Here is a 261-nt window from a genome sequence, read left to right on the forward strand (position 1 = left end):
AAAGTGGAGAGTCAAATGAACACATTAGAACAACTTGTAAATCAGAGAGTGCTTGAGGAAGGTCTGAAAAAGGCGAAGCCATTGGCCGCGCAAATGGGGCTTGAATCTGTACCTGATGAGATGCTTGAAATGATCTGCCCAAACTTGAACTACTCTGGGCAGTTTACGCCAGCTCTGTACGCGAGATTTCAAAGCGTAAAGCGGTTGCTGAAAGAGTTGTCGGAACAAACCTCACCGAAGCACGGGCATATTGTGAAGTTT

At 46.0% G+C, this 261-nt stretch carries 1 pseudogene; it reads left to right on the top strand.

The annotated features are described in order from the left end of the window. Positions 1-15: 15 nt before the first annotated feature. A pseudogene (locus BHE89_RS02205) lies at positions 16-261 on the top strand (hypothetical protein); the annotation flags it as partial.

This window comes from Shigella sp. FC1967, from assembly GCF_001743005.1.
In the GTDB taxonomy this organism is placed as follows: Bacteria; Pseudomonadota; Gammaproteobacteria; order Enterobacterales; family Enterobacteriaceae; genus Proteus.